The sequence below is a fragment of the Sulfolobus sp. A20 genome (assembly GCF_001719125.1).
Lineage (GTDB): Archaea > Thermoproteota > Thermoprotei_A > Sulfolobales > Sulfolobaceae > Saccharolobus.
Genome location: NZ_CP017006.1, coordinates 1560785 through 1580806, shown reverse-complemented (window position 1 = coordinate 1580806; position 20022 = coordinate 1560785). Strand labels below are relative to the sequence as shown.

General features: G+C 36.0%; 19 protein-coding genes. 8 read left to right on the top strand and 11 right to left on the bottom strand.

Features of this window, described 5'->3' with window-relative positions; translation table 11 throughout:
- Positions 1-18: 18 nt before the first annotated feature.
- The gene (locus BFU36_RS08295; protein WP_069283345.1) at positions 19-492 is read left to right on the top strand and encodes a peroxiredoxin; all 474 of its coding nucleotides are present in this window, start codon (positions 19-21) and stop codon (positions 490-492) included.
- On the opposite strand, the gene BFU36_RS08290 is transcribed toward BFU36_RS08295, so the two are convergent.
- The 3 genes from BFU36_RS08290 to iorA are packed head-to-tail and all read right to left on the bottom strand — an operon-like array spanning position 489 to position 4724.
- On the bottom strand, positions 489-2312 hold the full coding sequence (locus BFU36_RS08290) for an AMP-binding protein (RefSeq protein WP_069283344.1): 1824 nt from the start codon (positions 2310-2312) through the stop codon (positions 489-491). The genes BFU36_RS08295 and BFU36_RS08290 overlap by 4 nt on opposite strands.
- Before the next feature lie 19 nt (positions 2313-2331).
- On the bottom strand, positions 2332-2898 hold the full coding sequence (locus tag BFU36_RS08285; protein ID WP_069284675.1) for an indolepyruvate oxidoreductase subunit beta: 567 nt from the start codon (positions 2896-2898) through the stop codon (positions 2332-2334).
- Positions 2886-4724 (bottom strand): indolepyruvate ferredoxin oxidoreductase subunit alpha, encoded by a 1839-nt coding sequence (iorA, locus tag BFU36_RS08280; protein WP_069283343.1) that lies wholly within the window; start codon positions 4722-4724, stop codon positions 2886-2888. The genes BFU36_RS08285 and iorA overlap by 13 nt, the downstream gene beginning before the upstream one ends.
- Before the next feature lie 143 nt (positions 4725-4867).
- Here iorA and BFU36_RS08275 point away from each other — a divergent pair, with 143 nt between their 5' ends.
- Positions 4868-5776: a hypothetical protein gene (locus tag BFU36_RS08275; protein ID WP_069283342.1), complete on the top strand. Its 909-nt coding sequence runs from the start codon at positions 4868-4870 to the stop codon at positions 5774-5776.
- Here BFU36_RS08275 and BFU36_RS08270 read toward each other — a convergent pair.
- From BFU36_RS08270 to BFU36_RS08250, 5 genes are all read right to left on the bottom strand, one after another.
- Positions 5763-6197, bottom strand: coding sequence for a Zn-ribbon domain-containing OB-fold protein (locus BFU36_RS08270; RefSeq protein WP_069283340.1), 435 nt, complete (start codon positions 6195-6197; stop codon positions 5763-5765). The genes BFU36_RS08275 and BFU36_RS08270 overlap by 14 nt on opposite strands.
- On the bottom strand, positions 6198-6695 hold the full coding sequence (locus BFU36_RS08265; RefSeq protein WP_069284674.1) for a Zn-ribbon domain-containing OB-fold protein: 498 nt from the start codon (positions 6693-6695) through the stop codon (positions 6198-6200).
- 10 nt (positions 6696-6705) lie between these two features.
- The gene (locus tag BFU36_RS08260) at positions 6706-7884 is read right to left on the bottom strand and encodes a thiolase domain-containing protein (protein WP_069283337.1); all 1179 of its coding nucleotides are present in this window, start codon (positions 7882-7884) and stop codon (positions 6706-6708) included.
- Positions 7881-9014: a thiolase domain-containing protein gene (locus tag BFU36_RS08255; protein ID WP_069283335.1), complete on the bottom strand. Its 1134-nt coding sequence runs from the start codon at positions 9012-9014 to the stop codon at positions 7881-7883. The genes BFU36_RS08260 and BFU36_RS08255 overlap by 4 nt, the downstream gene beginning before the upstream one ends.
- Before the next feature lie 100 nt (positions 9015-9114).
- Positions 9115-10233 carry an acyl-CoA dehydrogenase family protein gene (locus tag BFU36_RS08250; RefSeq protein ID WP_069283334.1) on the bottom strand — a complete coding sequence of 373 codons (1119 nt, stop codon included), beginning with the start codon at positions 10231-10233 and terminating at the stop codon, positions 9115-9117.
- A gap of 80 nt (positions 10234-10313) precedes the next feature.
- Between BFU36_RS08250 and BFU36_RS08245 the strand changes: the two genes are divergently transcribed.
- On the top strand, positions 10314-12173 hold the full coding sequence (locus BFU36_RS08245) for an AMP-binding protein (protein ID WP_069283333.1): 1860 nt from the start codon (positions 10314-10316) through the stop codon (positions 12171-12173).
- Here the strand turns inward: BFU36_RS08245 and BFU36_RS08240 are convergent.
- Entirely contained in the window at positions 12168-12791 is a 624-nt protein-coding gene (locus tag BFU36_RS08240) for a helix-turn-helix domain-containing protein (protein WP_069283332.1), read from the bottom strand. The two genes, BFU36_RS08245 and BFU36_RS08240, sit on opposite strands and share 6 nt — an antisense overlap.
- A 115-nt stretch (positions 12792-12906) precedes the next feature.
- On the opposite strand from BFU36_RS08240, the gene BFU36_RS08235 reads away from it, so the two are divergent.
- The 5 genes from BFU36_RS08235 to BFU36_RS08215 all read left to right on the top strand — a co-directional run bounded on the left by BFU36_RS08235 (position 12907) and on the right by BFU36_RS08215 (position 18022).
- Complete coding sequence (locus BFU36_RS08235) at positions 12907-14385, top strand: MFS transporter (RefSeq protein WP_069283330.1); 1479 nt, start codon at positions 12907-12909, stop codon at positions 14383-14385.
- A 50-nt stretch (positions 14386-14435) separates the two neighbouring features.
- Positions 14436-14909 (top strand): flavin reductase family protein, encoded by a 474-nt coding sequence (locus BFU36_RS08230; RefSeq protein ID WP_069283328.1) that lies wholly within the window; start codon positions 14436-14438, stop codon positions 14907-14909.
- A gap of 47 nt (positions 14910-14956) precedes the next feature.
- Complete coding sequence (gene hpaD, locus BFU36_RS08225) at positions 14957-15901, top strand: 3,4-dihydroxyphenylacetate 2,3-dioxygenase (RefSeq protein ID WP_069283325.1); 945 nt, start codon at positions 14957-14959, stop codon at positions 15899-15901.
- Positions 15902-17377, top strand: a complete 1476-nt coding sequence (locus BFU36_RS08220) for a 4-hydroxyphenylacetate 3-hydroxylase family protein (RefSeq protein ID WP_069283324.1) — start codon at positions 15902-15904, stop codon at positions 17375-17377.
- Positions 17378-17548: 171 nt separating this feature from the next.
- Positions 17549-18022 (top strand): hypothetical protein, encoded by a 474-nt coding sequence (locus BFU36_RS08215; protein ID WP_069283322.1) that lies wholly within the window; start codon positions 17549-17551, stop codon positions 18020-18022.
- A 265-nt stretch (positions 18023-18287) separates the two neighbouring features.
- Here BFU36_RS08215 and BFU36_RS08210 read toward each other — a convergent pair whose 3' ends face one another.
- Together BFU36_RS08210 and BFU36_RS08205 are read right to left on the bottom strand one after the other, a co-directional pair.
- Complete coding sequence (locus tag BFU36_RS08210; protein ID WP_069283320.1) at positions 18288-19076, bottom strand: class III extradiol ring-cleavage dioxygenase; 789 nt, start codon at positions 19074-19076, stop codon at positions 18288-18290.
- Positions 19077-19369: 293 nt separating this feature from the next.
- Positions 19370-19714 (bottom strand): DUF4898 domain-containing protein, encoded by a 345-nt coding sequence (locus tag BFU36_RS08205; protein ID WP_231961097.1) that lies wholly within the window; start codon positions 19712-19714, stop codon positions 19370-19372.
- Positions 19715-20022 lie beyond the last annotated feature (308 nt).

The following is a 20022-nucleotide window of genomic DNA, read 5'->3' as shown; positions in this document are numbered from 1 at the left end:
ACAAGATATATCTAAATTATGGTAAAGATTGGAGATAAAGCTCCTATGTTTGAAGCTATAGCTGATTCCGGAGAAAGAGTATCATTAGCTGATTTCATAGGAAAGTATAACATAGTTTTGTACTTTTATCCTAAGGATGACACCCCTGGTTGCACGAGAGAAGCGTGTGCTTTTAGAGACAATTGGGATTTATTGAAAGAATATGATGTAGTTGTGATAGGCGTGAGTTCTGACGACGTTAACTCTCATAAGCAATTCAAAGAAAAGTATAAATTACCATTTATACTCGTTAGTGATCCAGACAAGAAGATAAGAGAATTGTATGGTGCTAAAGGTTTTATATTACCGTCAAGGGTAACCTTTGTAATAGATAAGAAGGGGATAATTAGACATATTTACAATTCTCAATTTAACCCTGCTAATCATGTTAATGAGGCTCTAAAAGTCTTGAAGAAGATAAGGGAGGAAGAACAAGGGTCAATAAAGAATTAGCTAAAAACTTTCCTTATTTCTTCTAAACTTGATGGATTTTCTAATGAGGAGATATCTCCAAGAGGTTTGTTTAAATACACTGCCCTAATTAATCTCCTCATTATCTTTGCATTTCTAGTTTTCGGCAATTCCTTTACTATTTTAATCTCTGAAGGGGCTAACGCTTTGCCTAGTTTATCCTCAGCGTATTTCATTATCTCTTTTTCTATGTTATTATTCTTAGTGACCACTAGGCATATGACTTTTTCTCCCTTCATTGGATCGGGAACTCCAACGCAAGCTGACTCAACTACTTGCGGATAAGAATTAAGAACGCTTTCAATTTCAGCAGGACCTACTCTCTTTCCTGCAACCTTAATAGTATCATCGCTTCTACCAACTATATAGAAATAACCTTCTTCATCTCTAAAGGCTAAATCTCCGTGAACCCAGACATCTTTCCATGTTGACCAGTAGGTTTCTAAGTATCTCTCAGGGTTTCTCCAAAAACCTCTCGTCATACCTGGCCATACGCTTAGAACCACTAGCTCCCCTTCTTCATTAGGTCCAGCTTCCCTTCCTTCCTCATTAAAAACTGATGCATTTATTCCGGGGGAAGGACCATTAAATGAGGATGGTTTTATTTTCTTGATAACATAATTTCCTAAGATTCCTCCGGAAATTTCAGTACCCCCGGAGTAATTTATAATTGGCTTTCGGTCAGTATTATAGAATAACCAGTACCAACTCTCTGCATCTATGGGTTCTCCAGTATTACCGGTAAGTCTTACGTTTAATTTCATACTATTGCCTTGACTTCTTAAAGCCCTAACTAAACTGGCTGACAAGCCTAATACATCAACTCTCATATCTTCTGCGAATTTCTCTATGACCTCTTTATTAGTATATCCCTCAATCATTCCAATTTTACCTCCTAAAAGTAGAGAACCGAAAACCATCCAAGGTCCCATCATCCAGCCCATATCAGTTATCCACATTAATGTTTCTCCTCTTTTTAAATCGAATTGAAAGTAAATGTCTGCAGAAGCTTTGATAGGGAATCCGTCATGTGTATGTACGCAACCTTTAGGCTTCCCTGTGGTTCCAGATGTATATATTATCATCATAGGATCCTCAGTTCCAGTTCTCTCTAGACCATCTCCCCCAGTTTTTATAACTTCCTTGTATTCGTAAAAATCACCCTTAATACCTTCCCTACTTATTACAACCTTTTGTACATTCATTTGCTCTAAATTCTTTAGCATTTCAACTTCTTTCCCTCTTCTAATTGTCTTGTCAACTGTAAAAATAACCTTAGCCTCACTATCCTCAAGTCTAACCTTAATAGGTTCTGGTCCAAATCCAGAGAATAAAGGAACTATTATCATACCAGCTCGTATAGCCCCTAACATTACTGAAACTATCTCCGGAATCATGGGCATGTAAATTGCTACTCTATCACCCTTTCTTAATCCTATCCTCTTTAGCCAACTAGAAATTGCCTTACTTTCGCTTAAAATCTGACTATAGCTGACCAATCTCGTGTTAAAATTTTCGTCCATCCACTTTATGAAAACTTCTGAATTATCTGGGATTTGATCACCAATGTTTAATTCTCCGTTAACAAACCATTTTGGCCACTGTTTTCCATTAGATAAATCAAGAATTTTATCATATGGTTTTGAAAATCTTAGCCCAATTACCTTTACAAAATCTTCCCAAAATTGCGGATTCTCATAACTATATTTGATGAATTCATCTAATGAGCCTAAATTCTTGTCCACCATGAATTTGTAAACGTTACTATTTTCTATCCACTCTTTATCAGGTTCGAAAGTCATAATTATTTAATTCTATTAACTATTTAATAAAAACTTTCATAGATTGACCTAATTTAAATGCCTTAATATTGCTCTCATATTTTAACGCTTTTACGAACGAATCTTCAGAAATCAATCCCTCAAAAGCACCTAAGCCAAACATGAAACCCAGTATTGCTGCATTTAAGGCCTTAGGATTACCTGCTTTTATAGCGATTTCGTTAGCATTAACGACATATACCTTCAAACCCCTTAATCTTTGAAGGATCTCGTTTAAGCTTAATATCCTCACTTTCGGTAAAACGGGCCTCACAACGTAGGAGTTAATTATAATATTAGTAGACTTAGAGGCGTAACTTAAATTCCTTAAAACTTCAGTAGCTTCTAATCCTACTAGGTAATCGGCTTTCCCTAGCGGTATTAATGGTGAATTTACCTCTCCAATCCTAACATGAATATTAACTCCACCACCTCTTTGAGCTAGTCCATGAGTTTCAGCTACTAAGACTTTAGTGTTTGAATAACTACCAGCCTCAGCTATTATCTTACCCATAGTAATTATGCCTTGCCCACCTATTCCTGCAATTAGGATGTTCAGCCTAGCCATAATTCATCCCACTTCTCTGGCTTGTTGCCGGTAAGTGAGATTGCCTTAAATGGGCATATTGGAACGCATGCCCCACATCCTATACAGTTATAGACATCTATCTCAGCCTTCTTATCGTTTCTAGGAATTATTGCGGGACATGTGAAATAATCATAACAGATACTACAACCAGTGCACTTATTCAAATCCACAACAGCTTTTGGTAACTCTTCCTCAACTTCATCTAAAACTAGAAGCGCACAAGCTCTTTTAGCTATTACAACAGCTGGCTCTCCATTTTCTTTAACCCACTTCAATGCGTCTGTTAAGACTTTAACTGATGAATTGGTTTCAAAGGGATCTATGTATTTTACATACTTTACGCCAATACCTTTGCAAACTTCTCCAATATCTATATCTTTAGATGGACTAGGCTGTTGACCCGTCATTGCCGTAGCTCTATTATCTAGAATGAATACCAGCATCGGAGTCTTATTGTATACCGCGTTTACTAATGCTGGTATTCCACTATGAAAGAACGTAGAGTCTCCTATAATCGCAATAGGAATTTTCCCCGTAGCTCTATAAACGCCATTAGCAATACCAATACTAGAGCCCATGTCTATTGACGCGTCTTGAGCATCAAAAGGAGGAAGTAAACCCAATGTGTAACATCCAATATCTCCGGAGAAGAATGTTTCATTTAAATTATAGGAGGCCATAGGTATAGCCTTTCTTAAATCTATGAATGAGTTTCTATGTGGACAACCTGGACATAAAGCTGGAGGTCTCATAGGAATATCAGATGGGGTTTCTAAATAATCACTGACTAAGTTCAAGTTGAAAAACTCATCAAATGCTCTATAAACCTTATCTAAACTCATCTCACCTACCCTACTTATTAGATCCTTTCCGTGAAGTTCAACTCTAATACCTTGGTCATAAAGCAAGTCTTTAATTTGCATTTCAACAATTGGTTCACCCTCTTCAACAATTAATAACCTTTCAGCCCTACTCACTGCTTTTAGTATTAACCTTCTTGGTATTGGAACCGGAGTGGATATTCTTAAAACATTAGCGTTAACTTTCAATTCGTTGATTGCATCTGTTACGTATGCGAAAGATATGCCAGAGGCAATTATTAAATTTTTACTACCGTTGTCGATAAATTCGTTTAATCTTTCAACTTCGTCTTGTATTTTCTCCCATCTCTTAAGCTGCTCAATCCTATTTCTTCTAGCGTTCTCCGGAACTAGAACGTACTTCTTAGGATCTTTAATTAGCTTACCTAAAACTGGTTTAGCTGGAGGCTTTAACTCAACCTGACCTCTGACATGACTTATACGAGTAGTCGTTCTTAGTATTACGGGATGCTTTACGCTATTACTCAATCTAAACCCTTGAATCGTTAAGTCATAAGCTGATTGAGGATCATATGGTTCTAAAACCGGTATAAGGGCATGAAGTCCATAATATCTATTATCCTGCTCGCTTTGTGAGGACCACATTGATGGATCATCAGCTGAAACTATAACGAAAGCTCCCTCTACTCCAGTATAGGAGGAACTCATTAATGGATCTGCTGCAACGTTAAGGCCAACATGTTTCATCGTTGTTAAGGCATAAGCCCCATTTATTGCCGCACCATAAGCTGTTTCAAAGGCCACTTTCTCGTTGACACTCCACTCAACGTGAATATTATTTCCGTACTTCATTAGTGTTTCTATTATTTCAGTTGAAGGGGTGCCGGGATAGCCTGTGGCAACCCCCACGCCAGAAGATAAGGACGCAAAGGCTATCGCCTCATTTCCCAAAATTATTCTCCTTGTTGAAGAAAGTTCAATCATGATTATAACTATGTTAAACCTTGTTAATAAACATTCCTTCGTAAGATTTAATATTTTAAGAAATTCTCAAGCTCATAAAGTAAAGTTTATTTAGTTATATGTTTTGTTTAAACTTTTTAGCTTTAAAACATCATATTTACATTATGTCTCAAGATTATAAGATACTAGAAAAAGCTTTGGCAAATGTTATTAAATTAGTAATCATTAGTGAAATACTTGGCATCGCATTAGATTATGATGAAGTGGAAGAGCTTGGAAGAACGTGTTCTACATTAACCTCAAATTTAGCTAGAAAGATATTGATTAAAAGAATAGGAGTAGACAAGAGCAAGAAAGTTAATGAAAGTATTGAAAGGTATTACAAATTACTTTATCAATCATCAGGCAAATTAGAAGCATACTTTCATTTCGTTGAGACTCTCAGTGAGGTAGCCTTTATTCAAGACGAGAAAGAGATATGGAAAAGACTGGAGGATTTAGAAAATTACTTGATAAAGACTTCTAAAGAAAAAAGTTCCGAAGAGTTTGGATTGACGATTTACACAATTTCTGACTTCAAGAGATTACTTATTTCCTACTTAAGTAAAATTGATAAAGATAATGTGCAAAGTGTTATCATAAGGAAAAATGAGAGATATTATCTATTATTAGGAGATAAAATATACGAACTCCAGATAAAGGAATTAAGTGATGATGAAAGAAATTCTAAAGATAGCCTTAGGTTACAGTCAGCATTAGAACTCCTATTAAAGGAAGAAGAGAAGATACTAAACTCTGGATATTTAGGAGAAATATTCACTGTTGGAAAAATAATGAAGAAAGGAATTGTAACTAACGTAATGATAAGTTTTGCTAACGCCAAACCAATATTACCCTTGAAACCTGAAGTTAAAGTTAGATTATTGAATAAATCTGACGATATTTGTATTTTTGTTTCAGAGGATGATAAAGATAATTTATATGCAGTGTCTTCGTGCCAATATCAATTAGAAAAAGACAATTTATATGTATATAAGGGGGAGAACGCTTTTGAAAAAATTAATCAACCTTAACTTTTAAGGGCCAATCAAAGCTCACTATCTTAGCCTTAGCACCGGGTCTAACATTACCATCTGCATAACATAGTAAACCTCCTTTTGCGTTCTTAAACCTTATGAGTGCTATATAGACAGGGTTTTGAAGCTTATTTCCTTCATCGTCTTTGTAGATGATTGTGTATGAGTCAACGTATACTTCATTAGCGTCTATTTCAACATAATTCTCTATCTTAATGAAACATTCCTCGCAATATAGTCTAGCTGGAACAAATACTTTTCCACACTTAGGACATTTACTTCCTATTATCTTGTTTTGCTTTAAACCATTGAAGAATTGCTCTCCTGCAGGTCCCACTGTATACTCATACTTTTCAACTTCCATAACGTCGTACCATCTTAGCAACTTTCCATCTCTACCAACTTTTTCCCAAGACATTTATATCACCTTAAAACATTGAATATCTTCTATGCTTCCTTTTCTTTCTTCTTTAGGTTTCCAAACTGCCTTAACTCTCTTCCCAATAATATTCATATTCTTTACCTCTTCATACGATGTACATATTCTATGAAATATCCCTGGAAATACGAAATCTCTATCCGTAGATGGGAATAGTCTAATAACACCGACAATTTCAGGCTCTTCAAGTTTAGCTCTGGTCCAACTTATGAAACTAGCAACGGCCGTCATTACTATTCCCTCATCCTTTACTTCAACCCACTCATCCGTAGGTCTGAAGCATTCTTCACAGTACATTTTTGGAGGGACGTAAATTTTACCGCAATTATTACATTTCCTACCATAAATTTTACCTTCTTTAAGACCTAACAAGTATTTGCTTTGAGCCTGTCCAGCAGTGTATGCGTATTTAGCATTAGGCTTATATGAGATAACCATATGTTTATTCAATTCTTCTTCTTTTAATGGAGTAACCATCTTTATCACCTCAATTGCGTAAAACTATCACAGTTCCTGCTTGCATTAAATCTCCCCAAGCTTGAGCCAATCCAGTATGAACTGGTCTCTTAACTTGCATTTTTCCGGCTGTTCCCTTAAGTTGCCAATAAATACTAATTACTTTCATAAGTCCAGCAGCTGCTATTGGGTTACCTACTCCTAATAAACCTCCACTTGGACTACTCGGTATATCTCCATCAATATCAAATACTCCTTCCTTTAACAGTTTTGGCGCTTCGCCTTTCTTAGCTAGTAATAATCCCTCTAAATGATGAAGTTCTTTGTAATCAAATGGATCATAAGGCTCTACCACATCAATCTCTTTATCTGGTCTTTCAATCCCAGCCATTTTGTACGCCATTCTTGCGGCGAACTCAACATATCTAGGATAAGCTAAGTCTCTACCAGGCCATTCAGTATTATCTAGCGTCCAACCAACTCCTTCCACCCATATTGGAGTGTCTGTATATCTCCTAGCCACGTCCTCTGAAGTCATAACTATTGCGGCTCCTCCATCACTCACTGGGCTTACGTCAAGAAGCTGTACTGGCCATACTAATACCTCGCTGTTTAAAACATCTTCAACAGTTATGTTAGCCCCTAACTGGGCATAAGGATTATTTATAGCATTCCTCTTATTTTTAACTGACACTAAAGCTATCTCCTCTTTCTTTATTCCGTATTTAGCCATGTATCTATGCATTTCCATCGCGAAGATCCATATTAAATTGGGATTTAACGGTTTTTCTAAAATAGGATCCCAAATGTATCTAAAAACTGCTTGGGGATGAGGTCTATCTGGACTCATTTTTTCTTCAGCTACTGCTAAGACTTTTTGGCATAACCCACTAGCTACGTGATACCAGCCTGCAATAGCTGTCATTACTCCAGTAGCTCCTCCCACAAAAACTCTGCTAACTGGTTTTTTTATTCCACCGGAGCCATGGGCTAAGTACTCTCCTTTAAGATGCACACCGTCAAATGCATCTGGAGCACTACCAATAACCACACAGTCTATATCTTTTAATTCTAACCCAGCCTCTTCTAAAGCCTTGTTAGAGGCTTCCCACGCAATTTCTTGAGGTGTTTCCAGCAATCTTCTTCTAAATAGCGTCATTCCAGCTCCAATAATTGCTACTCTTTTATTAAGGTGGATATTTACCTTCATGGCTTCTCCACCACCAACACACTACCAGTGAAAGTTGGAATTCCCCTCCATGAGGCAACTAATACCTTCTCACCTTTACCTTGTCTAATATAATCTATTGCATCTAGAAGTAAAGAGAAACCAGAGGCTTCTAGTGGAACACCCTTAGCTAAATGTCCACCAAATGGATTTACTGGAATCTCACCTTGAGGCGAAAAATTTCCCTCTCTTAGGTCTTTAACTGGTTCTTCGGAAATCCTAAGACCTTCTAAGTGTTCTAATTCTTTATAACTGTACCTATCATCTACAAATACTGCATCGAAATGCTTTCTTGGGGAGTTCACTTTTGCCATCTTATATGCCATTTCAGAGGCTATTCTCATATATTCAGCTTTGCCTAATTCAGCTGTTTCCAAATTATTCGAGTCAGTCGCATATCCTATACCACTTATTAACAAATAGTCATCCTTTTTTACCTTCTTAGCTGTTTCCTCATCAGCTACCACTACCGTTATAGCCCCGTCTACAAATGGAGCTATGTCCAACTCTGTTAATGGGTAAACTACAAAATCCTTCATTAAGACGTCGCTAGCCTTTATGTTGCTGGCATATGACGATCTAGGTGAAGAAAGTCCGTTTTTCTTATTCTTCTCCACAACTATTGCTAAGTCTTCTCTACTAACTCCTTTTCTTTCCATAAATTTCACGGCATCAAGACCAGCTATGAAGTGCATGTTTTGAGGATTTATTGACCTAACATAAATTGGATCCATTGAAAGTTTTACAATATCACTAAAAGTTAATATGTCACTTACCTTAGAGTGTGCCTCTACTGATACTATATCGGCAATGCCAGAATTTATGTGCATGAGCGCGTGCGCTAAACCTTGTAGTGAATCCCCGGTAACAGTCATTGTTGGTCTCATTGCTCCACCTATCTGATCTGGAGCAAATTCGTCAGCAATCCCTATGCCCTCCCAAAAATCTTCTTGACATGATATGAACGAATCTACATCATTTCTAGGATTAATATTCCCAGCATCTGCATATGCTCTACTAGATGCCTCAAATACCATTTCCCTAAATGATACTTCCGGCGTAGTTGGTCTAAAACCATACCAGCCTACTCCAATTACTGCTATCCGATTCAAAAAAGATCACTCACTTTAAGATACATAATTTTTGTTATTAAAGTTTTCCTCTTCTTTTTGTCATATTTACTTTTTATAAATTATCTATATATTTTTAAATTTAGTCTAATAATGGAATTCCGAATTGATCAATATATTTAGATATAATATGCCTTTGAACCTCATCGCTTCCTTCACCTATTCGCATTAATCTAACGTCTCTGTATATTCTTTCAATTTTTGTACCTTTAGCATAGCCCATACCGCCTAATATCTGAAGAGAAGTATCAACTACCTCATTAGCCATTTGAGCGGAGAGTAGTTTTAACATAGAAACGTACACTCCCTTATCTTTAGAATTTTCATCGAATTTCTTACTAACCTCTTTTGCCAATGCCCTTATCGAATTAATCTTAGCTACTGAGTTAGCAAAATACCACCTAATTCCTTGAAAATCATAAAGCTTATTTCCAAACGCTTCTCTAGATCTAGCCCAATTTAGAGCCTCTTCCAATGAAGCCTCAGCTAAACCAATAGCTATTCCCGTTATAGCTAACCTACCTACTTCTAGGACAGAGTTGACCATATTCCAGCCATTATTTATCTCCCCTATCACGTTATCGTTAGATACTTTGCAATCGTGAAAGATCACCTCAGCAGTACCGGTTCCCCTATTACCCATTACTTCAATTTTTCTCGTCTCAATGCAACCATCCCTAGGTACTAAAAAAACTGATAATTCTCTCCTAGTATCCCCTGTTTTAGCTATAGTAACGAAAACATCTGCGTAAAGACCTTGCGTTATCCACATCTTATGTCCTTTAATCTTCCACGAACCGTTATCCTTCTCAGCCTTAGTTTTCATATTTCCTACATCGCTTCCACCGGAAGGCTCTGATAATGCAAAACTACCTATCATTTCCCCCTTTGCTATCGGATCTAAGTAATTCTTCTTTTGACTTTCATTACTGTAGAGTCTTAACATCTCTCCAGCTAGCTCTCCTTGGGCATCCGCTATTAACGCTAAAGATCCGCTAACCTTTGCAATCTCCTCTAATATAATTAACATGTCGTAATGCGATAGACCATTATATAGGGGTAAAAGAAAGCCTAGTTCTCCTAGTTTTTTAACTAGATCTCTGGGGAAACGATCATCCTCATCTATTTTACTTGAAATTTTTTCAACATCTCTTCTTAAGAATTCTCTTAACGTGTTAACTATAATTTCTCTTTCGCTCATATACTAATTTATTCTTGCACATTTTTAAAATCACTTGTTAAAAGTATTTAAACTACTTAATACAAAAGTTAAATGAAAACATGAGTTGGAAAATATACTCTTTAGATCAAATAAGATCACTATCGAAATTCGCTATAGAAAATCCAAATGCTTTTTGGGAAGATAAGGCAAACTTAATAAGCTGGTTTAAGAAGCCAGAAAAGATAATTGATGGGGAACCTCCCAAGGAAAGGTGGTTCGTAGGAGGAACTACTAACATATCATATAATGCAGTTGACCGACATATCCCTTCAAAGAAGGATAAAGTAGCATTCTACTGGACGAATGAGAAATTAGAAAGTAAAACAGTATCTTATCAAGACCTATATCAAGAAGTCAATAAAGCCTCTTATGTGTTAACTCAGTTAGGAGTTAAGAGGGGAGATGTAGTATCCATGCTAATGCCTAGCATTCCAGAAGCAGTATACTTCTCCTTAGCTGTGCATAGATTAGGTGGAGTTTTGGCTATACATTACTTAGGTCTAAGCGAGGAGACATTAACGTATAGGTTAAATGATTGTAACTCAAAGGTCATGATAGTTGCGTCAAAATCCTTTAGGAACGGCAATGAAATTAGAATAAAGGATTTCGTAGATAAGTTGCTAGAATCTCATACAACACCAGTAGAGAAAGTATTAATAGTCAGTAGGGGTTTTTCCGATTTTAACGTTAAGGGTCAAAGAGACGTAGTATATGATGACGTTAAGCCGAGAGGAAAGGTGTATGTTAAGCCGGAAGAGGTAGAAGCTAATGAGCCTTCAACCATTTATTATACTTCTGGTACTACTGGAAGACCTAAAGGTTTGTATCACACGAATGGTGGTTACGTAGTAGGATTAAATTGGGCGTTTAAAGCTATATTCGGTCCTAAGGAGGAAGATGTGTGGTGGACTATTTCCGAATTAGGCTGGCCTGTTTGGCCTATGGCCAACTTATATACTATCCCAGTCATGGGTTTAACTGGCGTACTATTTGAGGGATATATAGGTTATAAGAGAGACTTGTTTTCTAGGATAGTTGAAAGATTTAACGTAAGCTTAGTTTGGAGTTCAACAACTACCTTATACACTTTGAAGAGTTTGGGAGAGGAGTCAGTAAAGTCTGGAGATATTTCGAGCTTAAGAATAGTATTAAATACTGGTGAGCCTCTAAACGTAGGCGCATGGAATTGGCTTAATGATAACTTACCTAACGTTAAGATTGCTGACGCATATTGGATGACTGAACATTTGACCCCAATAGCGGCCACTCCTTACGGAATAGGAGAAATTCCATTTAAGGCAGGTTCTGCAGGAATTCAATTTCCCAGTTCCTATTTCTTAGTAGTAGATGACGAAGGTAAACCCCTTCCTCCAAAACAAAAAGGATATATCGTGTTGAAACCGTTATCTCCTGCGTTAGCTAAAATGTGGAACGATCCGAACTATGAGAGGATAACAAAGCAGTATTGGTCAAGATTTCCGGGGTACTTCTATACTGGTGACTACGGTTTTACGGATGAAGATGGATACTTGTATGTCTTAGGAAGAGCAGACGATGTAATAAGAGCTGAAGGAGAGAGAATAGGTACTTTAGAGGTTGAAAGTGTAATAGTTTCTTATCCCAGTGTGGCTGAGGCAGCTGTGATAGGCCAAGGAGGTAGTATTATAGCTTTTGTAGTACCTAGACAAGGTGTTGAAGCTAACGATATTTTGAAAAATGATATAAAGAATTTCTGTAGGAACGCTGGGTATATTGTTGATAAGGTTGTATTTGTGAAAAGATTACCTAAGACAAAGAGCGGTAAGATAATGAGGAGGTTATTGAAGGCTTTAGTTTCCAACGAGAATCCTGGAGATATTTCAACTCTTGATGATATTAAAACAATGGAGGAGATTAGAGAAGCTTTAAAAAGTTCATAGCATGTTCTCTATAAAGTATTTCATTAATTTTTTCTGTGAGTTTCTAAGATGATAAAGGAATGTTACCTTACTCATTTTTAGTTTTTCCGCTAACTCCTCAGCACTTGCCCTCCTCGGGTAATCTAAATATCCTTGATTAAATGCCGCTATTATTACTCTTTTCTCTATATCCGTTAAGCTCGGATGAAGCATTGGATTATAATCTGTTACCTTATAGTCCACTACTTTGCTCGTATTTCTTATATCATCTAGTATTTCCCTTATGCTTTTACTAGAAGTTACGAAGCTCCACTTCTCTTTCTTTTCGGTTATAGTATTTCCTAGTATTAATACCTCTCTATCATATAATATTCCAGCAATCGATCCCTTATATACATTTAAAAAATCTATATAGTAACTGTTATTATTTGTAAACTTACTTACTTTATTTAGCCTAACAACACTCCTATGATTTTTCATAGAATTTACCATATCCTTATCTAGGTTTTCAACCAAGATCCTACTCCTCAAATAGTTCTTATGAGGATAAACCTCTAAATTTATTGTATAGGCATTAAACGGCATATGAAAAGTCCAACAATCCTCATGTTCAACTAGAACCTCTACCTTTTTTAACATAATTAATACTATAATCTTTAAACGATATAAAACTTTTGATAATTTAATCTAATCTACATGCTATATTAAACTAGTTTAATAATGAATATTAAATTCTAATATCCAAATTTTGTTTATGACAGAGAAGGCTGAATTGAAAGCTGGAGAGATAATTGCTAGAATGGATAGAATACCTATTTGGGGATTATCATATATTTTTATAGGTATTTTAGGTATCGGATTCTTATTTACCTTTTATGATATTTTTGATATAAACGTCTCTTTTATACAGACAGCCTTAACAATATTTCACGTTTCTAGCCCCTCCTCTCCTATAATTCCAGTATTACTAGGACCTGCAGTATTACTTAATCTCGTAGGTTACGTAATAGGATCCCTCTTTTTATCACCAGTTTCTGATTTGATAGGGAGAAGAAGGATGCTAATGATCACAATGATAATTACCGGATTGGGAAGTTTATACAACACCTTTGTTAATAATTACATCAATTTTGTTATTGCAAGAACTATAACCGGTATAGGCGTTGGCGCTGATTTAGCGATCGTTAACACTTATATTGGTGAGGTAGCACCTATAAACGGTAGGGCTAAGTACACTAGTCTAGTATTTTTATTCTCGACATTAGGTGCTGCAGTAGCTTTATGGTTAGGATTATTACTTACCACTCCTCCTGCTCCATTTCCCCTAGGATTACCTTTTGCCTTAGGGGCTTCTGGCTTCTTTGCTTTAAATGGTTGGAGGGTTATGTATGGGATAGGAGCTTTACTTTCCTTGGTAGGATTACTATTAAGATTTAGTCTGCCCGAATCACCAAGATGGTTAATCTCTAAAGGTAGAATATATGAGGCAGAAACGATAGTGAGAATAATGGAGACTAAAGCCAGTAAGAAGCTTGGGCAATTGCCTCCACTGCCTAGTATAATTAGTCCCTATATTCCAGAAAAACATTCTTATGTTGATGCTCTAAAGACTATTTTTGGAAATTCAAGGTATATCAAGAGGTTTGGTATTCTATTTTCCATGTGGTTTTTTGGCTATATGACGGTGTATACATTAGCTGCCGGTTTAACATCAGTTCTAGCTTCTTTAGGATACCCTCCTCCCGAAGCAGGGATTATAGCATCTGTTGGGGTGATAGGGTTTATATTGGTCCCCATAACAGCATTCTTTACTGGAGATAGGTTAGAGAGAAAGGTTTGGACTATAATATCTGTTGTGTTCACCTTCTTGGGAGGTATATTAATAGCATTAGCGGGGACAAATGTTGGTTTATCATTCCTAGGCTCAATAATATTGTTTTATGGATTTAATTTATGGGTACCTATATCGTATACGTGGACGGCTGAAAGCTTTCCCACTAGGGCTAGGAGCACTGGGTTTGCTATGTGTGATGGTTTAGGGCATATAGGTGGAGGGATAGGATTAATAGCAGTAGCCTCTTTCGTTAGTTCATTAATATCATCAGGTGTTACTACGAGCTTAGTCATAGAAGTGTTTATAATAATTGGAGTATTTCAATTAATATCTACAATAATAGCTATTTCTGCTGGGCATAAAACAGCAAATAAGAGATTGGACGAAATTTCACCTTAAATTTGTTTTATATAAAACTTATATATTCTCTTTATTAAAAATATACACAAATGAGCGAGAAGATAAAGAGTGTAATGAGATTGTTTCCACTGGGTGTTGTAGTAGTTACTACGAGGTGGAAAGACACCCTCGTGGGAATGACTGTAAATACATTTAATTCCCTATCACTTAACCCACCATTAGTCATGTTTTCAGCTGATAAGGTTAAAGGTAACGATTTACCCTTTAAAGAAAGTGAAGGTTTTATTGTAAATTTTGTAGATAAGAAGGAGATTTTGGATATATTCGCTATGAAACCGGTTAAGGAGAGATTTAATTACGTTAAGTATTTTGAGGCAAGTAATAAGATGCCAGTAATAGCAGATAGCTACGCTTACATAGAGGCTAAAAAATACTCCGTAGTTGATATAGGAGATCATGCCATCATTACGGGTGAGGTAATTAATTCAGTAATTGTGAGGAATGATTTTAAGCCAATAATTCACTTCAACAGGGCTTATAGGCAAATATGCGATGTCATTTAACAAGTTTAATATATAATTTAATTTTTTAAACGCCTATCAATTACCTAATGATAGATGTATTACGTGTTTCTCACGTTCAAGTTAGGGTTACCGATCTGGAAAGGGCTATATATTTTTACTCAGAACTATTAGGTCTTGTTGAAACCGAAAAAGATGGAGATTACGTTTATTTAAGAGGAATTGAAGAGGGTCAACATCATAGTTTAATACTAAAAAAGGCTGACTCAACTGGACTATCTTATATTGGTTTTAGGGTTAGGAATCCCAGTGAGATAGATAAGGCTAGGCAAGAGCTGGACAGTCTTGGAATCAAGAGCTATAAGCATAAAGAAAAAGGTGTAGAAGAAGGATTATTATTTGAAACTCCACAAGGTATTCCTATCTTTCTATATTATGATATGGAGTACGTTGGAGATCTGAGGTTAGCCTTCTATAAGCATAAAGGGGTTTCCCCAGTTAGGATAGCCCATGTGAATTATATGGTCAGAGATCTAGAGGAAGAAGTTGATTTTCTGAAGAAATTCATGGGATACTATGAGACTGAGTGGTATTTAGATAAGGATAATCAGAGACAAGTCGTTTGGTTAACTAAGAGGGGAGATTCTCATGAAATTGCAATAGCTAAGTCTTCAAAAAACGTACCGGGTTTCCATCATGAAACTTACTACGTTCATGATGTGAGGGATGTTATTAGGGCTTGTGATATTTTAGCATCAGTAGGTCTTTGGGACAGTATCGAGAGAGGTCCAGGGAGACATGGAGCTACGGAGGGATATTATATTTACCTTAGAGATTATGATAAGAATAGAATAGAGTTTTTCACAAACGACTATGTTGTGTTAGATCCAGATAAATGGAAACCAGTTGTTTGGAATTATGAACAGTTTAGATATAGGAGTGATTATTGGGGTAGACCAATTCCCGAGTCTTGGTTAAAGGAGTGGGTTCCCGTGGAGGACGTTTCCACGGGTAAATTAAAGGGGTGGTCTTAATTGATAAGAAGAGGAATAGATTATATAAAAAGTATAAAGGAAAATCAGCCTGAGGTATATTATGAAGGTGAGAGAGTAAAGGACGTAACGGAACATTTCGCCTTCAAAATACCAATATCCACAGTTGCCAACTATTATGATTTACACTGGAAGGACGAATATAGGGAACATTTAAGGGTATATAATCCAGATGTAGGAGAAGAAACTAGCATCAGTTTTCTTAGGCCTAAAAATAAGAAAGATCTAGCTAAGTTGAGGGACGGTTTGATAAAAATATACGACTATTATAGGGGTTTCTTCGGTAGGAGTCCAGATTATTTGAACCTCTGGACTATGGTGTTTTACGCTCACGCTGAAGACTATTTCGGTAAGTATTTTGGCTCTAAAATGATGGAAAACACTATAGAAATTTACAAGGAGGCTACGAGAAAAGATCTGTTCTATACTCATGCAATAGTAGCTCCTATGTATGATAGATCTAGACCTCCATCCCAATGGGAAGATCCTTACATACAAATTGGAATAGTTGAGGAGAAGCCAGAAGGAGTAATAGTGAGAGGAGCAGCGATGATATCTACGGCAGGACCATATGCAGAAATGCTCTGGTACCTTCCGAATGTTAGAAGAGATACTGATCCGAGGTATGCGTTATACTTCTCTATACCTACTAATACTAAAGGAGTGAAGTTTCTAGCGAGAAGAGGATTCCAGCCAAGGGAAGGAGGAGAGTTTGAGTACCCAATTTCATCTAAATTCGAAGAGAGTGATGCAATATTAGTCTTAGATAACGTCCTAGTTCCATGGGATAGGATAATATTTTATAAAAAGCCAGAGCTCATTGAGGACTTAATGTGGCATACAGTGAGTTTGAGGGGTTGGTTTAATTGGCATTTCGTTATACAACATTACAGTAGACTTAAGTTCTTAGCTGGGTTAGCAATGGCTATTGCAGAAGCAGCTGGTACCAGCGGTTTTATTAATGTTCAAGAAAAGATAGGTGAAATATTAATTTATGTTGCATTGAACGAAGCGGCACTTTACGCTTCGGTAGAAAAAGCTGAGGAATTACCTAATATAACTAGGCCAGATCCTTATATATCAATAAGTGCCAGTCACTTTAACATGAAGGCTTTACCTAGAGCAAATGAAATATTAAGGTCAATTTCGGGAGGAGCATCAATACCAATACCAGCTGGAATAAAGGATTTTGAGAATCCAGAAGAGAGAAAGCTATTAGATAAATATATGTCAATGAAAGGACTAAGCGCTTTAGATAGAGTAAAATTATTTAACCTACTATGGGATGTTATCGGTTCGGAATCTGGAATGAGATATGAACAATATGACAGATTTAGTAGAGGCGATCCCACAATTAGATGGGCGCAAACTTACACTGAGGTATTCAGAGATAGAAAGCATGAGTTCGTAAAACTGGTTAGGGACATCTTAGATCAGATGCCAAATCCTAAGGCTTAGAGAATTTTATAATTTTTTATATATTTTTCTATTATATAAATGGAATTCATTTTTCAACCAGCTGGGAAGATTGCAAAGTGGGGAAAGCCTTGCCCTTTATGGTAGGAGGTAGTCAAAAGCTTGTAGAAGTTTAAAAATCTCTTAATTTATTTTAATGGATAGTGTTATTTTATGAGACTCCTCATGATCATGATTATACTCCTCGGAATCATAATTACTAAGACGTTTATGTTGGGTAATTCAATTATAATGGTAGAAGTTAGCCAAAATTCAAAGGTAATTGTCAATATTCAAAATTCCTCAACGGGAATCGATTTTCTATTAAACTCGTCCAACGATACGGTCTTCCCTAAATATCTTCAAAATTACATGATTAATTCTACGTGGCTTATAATTCCCTATTATTTATTGTACAATAATCTAACTTTTTCGGTAAGTGATGGTATAAACTATGCTAACGTAAGTATAAACGTTTATTTTAGATCATTTTCTTATCCAACGATACCTTCTCTAACAACAAGTAATTCATCTAACTCACGAGGTATTATTGGATTAAAGTTTGTGATTTTGTTTTTAGCAGTTATTGTCTCATTAATTGCCTATATTTACTTAGTATGGAGAAATAAGGGAAAAAGAAGCAACTAATTTTACACCTTCTACATGAAAAATCTGACCTTATTACAAAGGAAGGAAAGCCCTTTATAGCGTGGAGGAAGTCGGCTTTTGGACTTAAATATATATTATTGATAAATTGGGATTGACTAAACATCCTATTGTAGAACAAGATAGAGTACTCTGAGAATTTAACTTCTCATCCAATGATGAGGCTTCCTTTTTCCCATTTTTGGAAAATTTTTAAGACATTATAAGTAAAAGTTGTGTAAATCCGGGTACTTAAATAGTAAATTCATTAGCTAGACTCTCCGTAAAAACTTGAAGCTAACATGCTTACTCCAGTCCAAGGGTTATCATAGCCCAACACTTCTGCCCTCTTAGGACGAACATAACCTAGGAGCATGTATAACGTGTTTAGATCGCCTTCTGGCATAGCGCCAACGTACTCCTTAGGATATAGCTGTTTAATGTTTAATATTTCATCAAATTTATTGTTTTTTATCAAGTCAATTAATATCATGTCAAATTTAGTTGGTTTAGGAGGAATTTTAAAGTAGAATAGGTCTAACCTATGTGTTGGTGAACCCGTAGCTAAAAATACCGCCTTCCTATTCATTTTTTCCGTAGCTTTCCTTATAATCTCACCCAATTGATAATGCTCCTTTGGAGATCTATCGGTTATGGATATTGTAACTACCTTTGGTTTATCTTCAGGGAACATGTAATATAGTGGTATCCATGCTCCATGATCTAGACCCCATTTATCATCTTCCCTTATTATACCATTACTTTGTTTAGCTATTTCTTTTGCTAATTCAACATCGTTCATAGCATCGTAGCAATATTTATATAATTCGTCAGGAAATCCATAATAATCTTGTATACATTCTAATTTTTCACTAACCTCAACGTAGTGAATTCCAGACCAAGTATAGAAATGAGGACTTGACACTATTATTGTTTCAGGATTATATTTTTCCTTTACCTCTTTCCCTATTTTCTTTAGCAAGTCCTTCCAACGGTTGTTTTCCTCAATTAATATAGTAGGTGAACCATGAGATACGAATAGCCCAAAAGCCTCCATATTTAAACTTATATATTATATGCTAAAATACTTTTTAGTACTCCCTCCCCTTAGGGGTGTTCCCCTCATCGACTCTCATTTAAGGGGAAGTCAAGAAGCTTATAGAACCCTCTAATCTGCATATAGAATTTACCTTAAAAACTTTTTATCGTCCCGTCTTAAAGGGCAAGACTTTCATCTATTATAGGACTTTAAGCTTCATTTAAATAAAACGTTATGGGGATTGGGAGTTTCAATAATCTATTTGGGCTATCTTTACAATTTGAGGAAAGAATTGTAGGATGAGAAAGAAGTTAGCTGGGATTTGTCTGTGTTATTGGGATTTTTTCGTTGTCCTTTGGTCTGTTTAAGATTATTAGTATTCTTCCTTTAGGTAATTTTGATGATAGGAAGCATTTTACGTTTAGTGGTTCTTTAGCCTTAATTAGTGAGTTCTTTATTGTAGTAATTGGTATGTCTGATGAGACGAAGCATGTGTATTGTATGGAGTCTGGTAGGAAGTTTTCGAAGAATTTTTCGTAGTTGGAAATTAGGTCTGTATTTATCAAGTATACTGATGATATTTCTTCTTTAATCATTTCCGTTAATAGATCTTCATCAACGAACGATGGTAGGTCCATTACACTTAATCTCTTCACAATATATGATATACCTTAACTAATATATTAATTTAACTTGACTCTATATAATCAACTATTCGAGTAGTTATCCAGCTATTCTCTATCAGCTAATCTATATAAGAATAACCTAAATCGTTAATTAATAGCTAAGCAGACTTTTAATAGGAACTAAATCTAATATTTATAGTTATGTTTTATTTGTTAACTATCCAAATTTAATGCTGATTTTTTCCTGCCCTAAAGGACGAGGCTTGCCTTTCTTTGTTAAGAAATTTATCTGAAATTATGAAACCAACGATAAAGAAGATAGGGCCCAAGTAAATAAC

Bases quoted from the DNA above. Each gene is read 5' to 3' on its own strand.
- BFU36_RS08275 (WP_069283342.1), top strand. From the start codon at position 4,868: ATGTCTCAAGATTATAAGATACTAGAAAAAGCTTTGGCAAATGTTATT.
- BFU36_RS08215 (WP_069283322.1), top strand. From the start codon at position 17,549: ATGAGACTCCTCATGATCATGATTATACTCCTCGGAATCATAATTACT.
- BFU36_RS08250 (WP_069283334.1), bottom strand. From the start codon at position 10,233: ATGAGCGAAAGAGAAATTATAGTTAACACGTTAAGAGAATTCTTAAGA.
- BFU36_RS08230 (WP_069283328.1), top strand. From the start codon at position 14,436: ATGAGCGAGAAGATAAAGAGTGTAATGAGATTGTTTCCACTGGGTGTT.
- iorA (WP_069283343.1), bottom strand. From the start codon at position 4,724: ATGATTGAACTTTCTTCAACAAGGAGAATAATTTTGGGAAATGAGGCG.
- BFU36_RS08245 (WP_069283333.1), top strand. From the start codon at position 10,314: ATGAGTTGGAAAATATACTCTTTAGATCAAATAAGATCACTATCGAAA.
- BFU36_RS08210 (WP_069283320.1), bottom strand. From the start codon at position 19,076: ATGGAGGCTTTTGGGCTATTCGTATCTCATGGTTCACCTACTATATTA.
- BFU36_RS08235 (WP_069283330.1), top strand. From the start codon at position 12,907: ATGACAGAGAAGGCTGAATTGAAAGCTGGAGAGATAATTGCTAGAATG.
- BFU36_RS08295 (WP_069283345.1), top strand. From the start codon at position 19: ATGGTAAAGATTGGAGATAAAGCTCCTATGTTTGAAGCTATAGCTGAT.
- hpaD (WP_069283325.1), top strand. From the start codon at position 14,957: ATGATAGATGTATTACGTGTTTCTCACGTTCAAGTTAGGGTTACCGAT.
- BFU36_RS08270 (WP_069283340.1), bottom strand. From the start codon at position 6,197: ATGTCTTGGGAAAAAGTTGGTAGAGATGGAAAGTTGCTAAGATGGTAC.
- BFU36_RS08290 (WP_069283344.1), bottom strand. From the start codon at position 2,312: ATGACTTTCGAACCTGATAAAGAGTGGATAGAAAATAGTAACGTTTAC.
- BFU36_RS08285 (WP_069284675.1), bottom strand. From the start codon at position 2,898: ATGGCTAGGCTGAACATCCTAATTGCAGGAATAGGTGGGCAAGGCATA.
- BFU36_RS08265 (WP_069284674.1), bottom strand. From the start codon at position 6,695: ATGGTTACTCCATTAAAAGAAGAAGAATTGAATAAACATATGGTTATC.
- BFU36_RS08240 (WP_069283332.1), bottom strand. From the start codon at position 12,791: ATGTTAAAAAAGGTAGAGGTTCTAGTTGAACATGAGGATTGTTGGACT.
- BFU36_RS08260 (WP_069283337.1), bottom strand. From the start codon at position 7,884: ATGAAGGTAAATATCCACCTTAATAAAAGAGTAGCAATTATTGGAGCT.